Source organism: Luteimonas rhizosphaericola, from assembly GCF_029888045.1.
Taxonomy (GTDB): Bacteria; Pseudomonadota; Gammaproteobacteria; order Xanthomonadales; family Xanthomonadaceae; genus Luteimonas; species Luteimonas rhizosphaericola.
Map to the genome: position 1 here is coordinate 1 of NZ_JARXRN010000005.1, position 1,043 is coordinate 1,043.

Here is a 1,043-nt window from a genome sequence, read left to right on the forward strand (position 1 = left end):
TCCGGCGGCCAAGCCGGCGAGGTTGCCAGTTGATCGTAGCTTTGTCGTGAGCGCACGAAGTAGATCATCTGCAGCCTAACGCCTGAATTAAGCCGATCCGCGAAGCGGATTCGGCTTGAATGAATTGTTAGGCAGCTCAGCCGTAAACGACCACATTGCCACCACCTTGACCGACCGCAACCATGCCCGACGGCCCCACCACCTGCCAAGCCTCATAGCCACTTGAGTCAGCGACAGCCTGAAGAATCAGCACACCGAAGTGGAGAGTCAGATCAGCGGTCCCCTGCGCTACTTGGACCGCGATGAGTGTGTGGCCGAGCAACGTGCCTGAAAGCTCCGATACGGCATGTACGGGCTCATTGAGGCCGAAGATTTGCCCCTCGTCTTGGCTGGTGCGCTTCAAAGTGCCAGATATGAGCAAGCGCCATAGCGACTCGATTTGTATGTTATAGCCGCCAGTCAAAGTAATGGCGCAAGTGCCGCCTTCCCATTGCTCTATGGCGTTAACAGTCTGGCCTATGAGCTGCGAAGTCCAAGAATCATCCATGAGCTGCCTAACACCTGAATTAAGCCGACCCGCGAAGCGGGTTCGGCTTGAATGATTTGTTAGGCCCCATGCTGGGACACCTGAGCGACGCTTGCAAGGTGTGCCCCCGACCGCAGAAAGAGTCGGGAAGTGCGGGTTGTCGCCGATCTGTCCGATGCTGGTGAGCGAGTCTCCCAGAGTCGCTTTGTCCGCCGCGGGGACAAGTCGATAAGAGCCACTGCCAACAGTGAATCCGTCGCGGTGGTTTGGAATGTGGAACTCAGCATCCAAAGCGCGGCCGACATGGTCCCAGAAGCTCCAGCCGCCATCCTCAACATCAATGCCCTCGCAGTAGACCATTGCATCTGTGACAGATGTGAAGACCAGTAGAGTGTTCTCGTCAGTTGCCAGGGCAAAGATCATGGGGCCTAACGCTTGAGTTAAGCCGAACCGCGAAGCGGTTTCGGCTTGAACGAATTGTTATACAGCCACGGATAGTGCCGAAGCCCAGGAGCAC

At 56.7% G+C, this 1,043-nt stretch carries 1 protein-coding gene; it reads right to left on the reverse strand.

The genetic code is table 11. The annotated features are described in order from the left end of the window. Positions 1–136: 136 nt before the first annotated feature. Positions 137–949 (reverse strand): DUF6188 family protein, encoded by an 813-nt coding sequence (locus QFW80_RS00120; protein ID WP_280598824.1) that lies wholly within the window; start codon positions 947–949, stop codon positions 137–139. Between the last annotated feature and the right edge of the window lie 94 nt (positions 950–1,043).